The 6033-nt window shown below is 57.6% G+C and carries 6 protein-coding genes; 1 reads left to right on the top strand and 5 read right to left on the bottom strand.

Annotation, left to right across the window (positions count from 1 at the left end; all coding sequences use genetic code 11):
• Positions 1–204: 204 nt before the first annotated feature.
• The 4 genes from HMPREF2849_RS03730 to rfbD all read right to left on the bottom strand — a co-directional run bounded on the left by HMPREF2849_RS03730 (position 205) and on the right by rfbD (position 4002).
• The gene (locus HMPREF2849_RS03730) at positions 205–573 is read right to left on the bottom strand and encodes a WhiB family transcriptional regulator (RefSeq protein ID WP_005510060.1); all 369 of its coding nucleotides are present in this window, start codon (positions 571–573) and stop codon (positions 205–207) included.
• A gap of 320 nt (positions 574–893) precedes the next feature.
• On the bottom strand, positions 894–2051 hold the full coding sequence (locus HMPREF2849_RS03725; RefSeq protein ID WP_048731655.1) for a mannose-1-phosphate guanylyltransferase: 1158 nt from the start codon (positions 2049–2051) through the stop codon (positions 894–896).
• Between the two features lie 41 nt (positions 2052–2092).
• Positions 2093–3016, bottom strand: coding sequence for a glycosyltransferase family 2 protein (locus HMPREF2849_RS03720; protein ID WP_070601206.1), 924 nt, complete (start codon positions 3014–3016; stop codon positions 2093–2095).
• An 11-nt stretch (positions 3017–3027) separates the two neighbouring features.
• Positions 3028–4002 (bottom strand): dTDP-4-dehydrorhamnose reductase, encoded by a 975-nt coding sequence (gene rfbD / locus HMPREF2849_RS03715; RefSeq protein WP_070652865.1) that lies wholly within the window; start codon positions 4000–4002, stop codon positions 3028–3030.
• 135 nt (positions 4003–4137) lie between these two features.
• Here rfbD and HMPREF2849_RS03710 point away from each other — a divergent pair, with 135 nt between their 5' ends.
• The gene (locus tag HMPREF2849_RS03710) at positions 4138–5772 is read left to right on the top strand and encodes an LCP family protein (RefSeq protein ID WP_370449627.1); all 1635 of its coding nucleotides are present in this window, start codon (positions 4138–4140) and stop codon (positions 5770–5772) included.
• On the opposite strand, the gene HMPREF2849_RS03705 is transcribed toward HMPREF2849_RS03710, so the two are convergent.
• A complete protein-coding gene (locus tag HMPREF2849_RS03705) occupies positions 5769–6029 on the bottom strand; it encodes a HypC/HybG/HupF family hydrogenase formation chaperone (RefSeq protein WP_016422191.1) in 261 nt (86 codons plus the stop codon). The two genes, HMPREF2849_RS03710 and HMPREF2849_RS03705, sit on opposite strands and share 4 nt — an antisense overlap.
• Positions 6030–6033: the final 4 nt, after the last annotated feature.

Genomic DNA, 6033 nt, shown 5'->3' with positions numbered 1-6033 from the left:
GGCGATTTTTGTCATAAACGCAGTCAGTAACTCGCATTAAGAACTAAGCGACAAAAGGGCCCACCCAGCGACATGCTGAGCGGACATATTTTCGTCTATTAACCCTAGAGAGCAGGAAAAACTCGTTCACCGAAAAATCCCCCAGGGTATTACCCAAGGGGAAACTGTGGCATTGCGTGCACACGAAAAACTAGCCGCGCGATCCTAGCCAATCTGCCGCTTCAAACGGCGGCGCTCACGCTCAGAGAGGCCACCCCAAATGCCGAAGCGCTCATCATGCTCGAGAGCAAACTCCAGGCATTCATCTCGCACACCACAAGCACGACAAATACGCTTTGCTTCGCGAGTGGACCCACCCTTCTCAGGGAAGAAAGCTTCTGGATCGGTCTGGGCACACAGAGCTTGCTCCTGCCAGTCCTGATCGACGGCTTCAAACAACCCCGAAAGGTCATCTGCCCACTCTGTCAACGGCCGAGGCTGGTTTTCAGAGGAGCTATCATTCACAGCGATGTCACCCGCATTCGTCTCACTATCCACAGCAGAGCCGCCATCAAACATGCTGGACTTTTCCATGCCGAGGGCCTCCTGATGGTTGTTGCTGCGGGTCTTTAAATTGGGCTTAGTGTGCGAAACACACATTTGTGATTACACACGTGTAACCCACCATCGGTCAAGCCGAATAGAGAATTTGCCCCAATACTTTTCATTGCCCCTGAAGCCCCTCCCCCCGCGTTGGGGATTAAGTTCAGGTTGAAGGATGGCCCCCGGACTCTAAACCTGCCACCTGAACTCAATCACATTCGCCACATGCCTCTCACCAGCACCTTTGGCGACACTTCGGCAATTCTAATCAGATATTGCCGACAAAAGTCTGACACGCCGAAGGCTGCAGACTAGACATCCGTCGAAAAACGTACTCCGTGATCGGGGATCTGGACACCCGGCCACACACGGATACCGTTGATCAATTCACAGCGCGCACCAACGACGGCACCCTCGCCGATAATGGCATCACTGATGACCGTCCGCGGGCCAATATCGGCGCCATCGGCAATCACAGAGCGCTCAATCACAGCACCGGCACCGATGCGTGCGCCGTCGAAGATCACCGATTGATCAATCCGAGCTCCCGCACCAATCTCCGCCCCACGTCCGACGACAGAGCCACCGTAGAGAAGAGCGCCGCCACCGACCGACGCTGATTCGTCGACAAGCGCTTCGCCGTGCTTACCCTCTAGTAGCGGTGACGGCGCGATACCGCGGACCAAATCGGAGGAGCCGCGGACGAAGTCACCCGGAGTCCCCATGTCACGCCAGTAGGCGTAATCAACGTGACCGTAGACGTTCATACCGCGGTCAAGCAGCGCTGGGAAGATTTCACGCTCAACGCTAATAGGACGACCAGCCGGAATCGATTCGATAATCTCGCGGCGGAACACGTAGATACCGGCATTAATCTGATCGGTTGGCGGATCCTGGGTCTTCTCCAGGAACTCCAGGACGCGCCCATCCTCATCGGTCGGGACACAGCCGAACGCGCGTGGATCCGGCACACGTACGAGGTGCATCGTGACGTCCGCATCCTTCTCCGCGTGAGTACCCAACACCGCACGCAAGTCGGTACCGCCGAGGACATCGCCGTTGAAAATCATCGCGGTGTCATAGCGCAGCTTGTCTAGGACGTTTCGGATACCGCCACCGGTACCCAGCGGCTCAGCTTCAAAGACATATTCAATTTCGAGACCCAAATCCGAACCATCGCCGAAGTGTTCTTCAAATACTTCAGCTCGGTAGGAGGTGCCCAATACCACGTGCTTCATACCTGCTGCACGAATGCGGCCAAGCAGATGCTCCAGGAATGGATGCCCTGCCGTGGGCAGCATCGGCTTCGGCGTATTCACGGTAAGGGGACGCAAACGCGTACCTTGCCCGCCGACCAGAATGACAGCGTCAGTCTGTTCAGCCAACGTGGCTCCCGCCTGCTGTGCAGCATCCGCTCCCGGCTGGAAGGCGGAGCCATGCCCAGCACTCGGACGAACTTCGGTAGTCATGAAATCGGTAACTTTCTTCGATGGATCATTCCAACAGTTAATTAATTCCTACGCTTTTTGACCGCGATTATGACTTTGCCACGCAGGAACAGCCCCAAACGCAATGCCAGTCGCACAGGTGCCAGCGCCGGCCCCGGCAGGCGATCTGACATAAAACGGTATGCCGACTCGTGATGGGCCTTTACGGTAATTTCCGGGTGCTTACTGGCAGAATGCCCCTGCGCGTGACGAATCTCTGCACGGGGACAGAAAACATTGCTCCAACCGGCCTTGCCCAGTCGGTCACCCAAATCCACGTCCTCCATGTACATGAAGTAGCGGGTATCAAAGCCATCAATCTGGTCGAACGCATCCCACCGCAGCAGCAGGCACGCGCCCGACAACCATCCCGCCGATCGCTCACGATCCATATCCGTGTCATCCCGGTAGCGCCGTGAGAAAGGGTTAGTAGGCCAGATATCGGCAAGCAGCGCGTGCCCGATACCGCTGACAAGTTTAGGAACCGCGCGTGCCGACGGGTACACGCTGCCATCCGCCTCGCGAATCAGCGGACCAATCGCTCCAGCTTTGGGATTGCGCTGCGCGCATTCCAACAGAACATCGATTGCGCCAGGGGCAAACACCACGTCAGGATTGACCAGCATGACGTAATCAGGATTGATTTCACCAGCACGGCGAGCCCGCCCCAGCTCCGCAATGCCACGGTTGGCGGCCGCGCCATAGCCAATGTTGCCGCCGGTGCGCAGAAGCTGAACATCCGCTCCGGTCTCCTTGGCCCGAGCTTCTTCCTTCTCCACGGAACCATCCGTCGAGCCGTTGTCGGCCATAATCAGACGCGTGGAGGCACTGGCGGCGGGGCCCAGCGAATCCACCAGCTTGCTCAGGTGCTCACCGGGCGAAAAGGTCACGGTGACCACACCGAGCGGAAGCTGCGAGGGTTGCGGGGAATTCGAGGTTTCAATCACAAACCTAGACCCTAGGTCAGGACTGCCCGCAAAGTGTCCTGCCACTCCGGAAGCGCATGTAGACCTACCTCACTCCATGCCGAACCATCCAACACGGACCAGGCCGGACGTGGGGCCGGACGTGGGAACTCACTGCTGGTACAAGCCACCACACGCTGCGGATCGTGACCGGTGAGCCGAAACACTTCGCGAGCCACCTCGAACCATGTCGCCTCACCGCTGCCCGTGACATGGAAGGTGCCGGTCGGTGCGCTGCTCGGTTCGGACAACACACGTTCGGACAACTCCCAGACAGCTCCGGCGAGATCACCGACAAATGTGGGGTTTCCGTGCTGATCGTCAACGACCTTAATAATTGCCGGATTGCCTTTGTCGTCAGTCGCCGTCTCTGCCAGACGCATCATCGTGGAAACGAAGTCCTTGGCCTCCGGCTGTGTGGGCCCCGACCAGACCCACGCCGTGCGCAAAATAGCGAAACGCGCACCCGAATCACGCACATTATTCTCCCCCACTAACTTGGTACGTCCATACATAGTCTGAGGCGCGGTGAAATCATCAACTCGCAGCGCTCGGCGCTGCCCCGTCATCTCATCGATTGCTACATCACCGAAGACATAGTCGGTGGAGATGTGAATGAGATACGCGCCTTCTTTTTTCGCCCGAGCCGCCAAGTACTTCGGTCCGAGTGCATTAATAAGGTGCGCCGAACCGGGATCGGATTCTGCGCCATCGACATCGGTCGCCGCTGCCGCGTTAATGATGATGTCGACGTCGTCAAGCAGAGGCGTTGCCTCCACAGCAGCCGAATCAGTGATATCCAACTGTGCCCGAGTGAGAGCGCGCACCTCAACACCGGCGGCAAAAGAATCACACTGAAGCGCAGTACCCAGCTGTCCCGCCGCACCAGTTATGGCGACAATGGGACGCCGCGAGTTGCTGTGGGTTGGTCCATGAGTGGCGAAATGCGAGACTGAAATTTCAGACATATTCTTCTTTATCACTATCGTAGATACGATTGACACTGTGTTGAGGTGTAACCGCACACGGTTGGACGGTTAAGGTTTATGTAGTTTCCGCAGCTGCTTACTGCTCTCCACGATGTGTGGAATGCCCACGCAGACATGCAGCACAAATTATATTTTCGAAAACGGTTTAAGAGGAGCCCCGGTTTGAGCAGCCACACGCCACGCGCGCGTCACGCACGCGATATTCAAGCGCCACCGTCCTCTGCAGAGAGTACCGCCCAAGCTTGGCCGCCGATGCTGCGCAATGCGCTTGTGCTGCTCTCGGCCATTATCCTGGTTATTTCCGCAGTTGGCTGGTGGACACTCGGTAGGACCACCGACAACTTGGGTTCGGGTGGCGACTTCGGTCTGGGCAGTGAGAAGGACGGTGCAACCGATATTCTGCTCGTCGGCTCCGACTCCCGCACCGATGCCCAGGGCAACCCGCTGACTCCGGAAGAAGTTGAGCTTCTGCGTGCCGGCGACGAAGAAGCCACGAATACAGACACGATTATTGTGATTCGTGTTCCTGCCGATGGTTCTTCAGCGACGGCAATTTCCATTCCGCGCGATACCTATGTCCACACCAATCGCCTAGGCAACACAAAGATCAATGGTGTCTACGGCAATACAAAGCAGATGGTGGAAGAAGAACTCGCAGGAAGCGGGGCCTCGCCGGAAGACATTGAGCGTCGCTCGACCGAGGCCGGACGTAGAGCTCTGATTGAAACCATTAGCGATCTCAGCGGTATCACCGTTGACCACTACGCAGAAGTTGGTCTGCTCGGCTTTGTCCTGCTCACCGATGCCATTGGTGGTGTCGATGTATGTCTGAATGAGGCTGTCTACGACGAGTTCTCGGGTGCAGATTTCCCAGCGGGCTCACAGACATTGAAGGGTGCCGACGCGCTCTCATTCGTCCGCCAGCGCCATGGTCTGCCCCGCGGTGACCTCGACCGAATTACTCGCCAGCAGGTCTTCATGGCCTCGTTCACCAATAAGCTGCTCGGCGCTGGCACGCTGTCTAATCCCGCGAAGCTGTCTGAACTGGGCAATGCTGTCCAGCGCTCGGTGGTACTCGACGACAACTGGGATGTCACCGGATTTGCTACCCAGATGCAGGGCCTCAGTGGTGGCAACGTGAAGTTTGAAACTATCCCGGTGACCTCGATTGACGGTGTCGGTGACTATGGCGAGTCGGTGGTCACAATCGATAAGGGCCAGGTTCACAAGTACTTCGAGACCCTGCTGGGCACCAAGGAAGAAAAAGCTCCGGCGAAGGAAGAAGACGAAAAGAAGGCTGACCCCAACGCGGCTGAAACTACGGTCAGCGTTTACAACGCCACAGGCATTGAAGGTTTGGCCAGCGGCGTCTCAGGCTTCTTAACGGAAAAGGGCTACACCCAGGGCGAGGTCGGCAACGCTGAGTTCGCCGGCGTTGCCTCCAGCCAGATCAATGCGGCTGACCCAGAGGATCCGGCAGCGCAGGCCATCTCTGAGGCACTCGGTGGCGTACCGATTGTCCACGATCCATACCTCGATCCGCACCACATCTCAGTGACAATTGCCGGTGACTACGAAGGCCCGGGATTGACATCAGAGGGAATGGCCGCTGATTCGGGCGACGGTGCCGAACCCGCGCCTGAAGTCGAAGATGGTTCCAATGGCGATGTCATCGGCCAGGAAGGCGGGGCAATTCCGCAGGAAGATCGCCCCGCTATCGACGCCGCCGGCGTGACCTGCGTGAACTAGGCCCGTCCCTTCGGGGAGACCTCAGCGACATGTTCGATGAGGTTATATTCCTCAATTGCGGCCAAGGCCTCCTTGGCCTCCTGTTCGTCCAGCACGTTCATGATGAACCCGTTCTGGACGAACACCCAATCACCTGCCACCAGCTCAGGCACGTACATTGCCGAGCATTGCCGCTTCTGCCCCGCCATATCCACCGTCGCCATCGGCAATGGACCATCGGCGATTGCCAAAACCCGGGCAGGAATTCCAAGACACATCGTG

This window comes from Corynebacterium sp. HMSC073B01 (genome assembly GCF_001838255.1).
GTDB classification, from domain to species: domain Bacteria; phylum Actinomycetota; class Actinomycetes; order Mycobacteriales; family Mycobacteriaceae; genus Corynebacterium; species Corynebacterium jeikeium_D.
The sequence above is the reverse complement of the archived record's forward strand: the minus strand, read 5'-3'. Positions and strand labels throughout refer to the sequence as shown.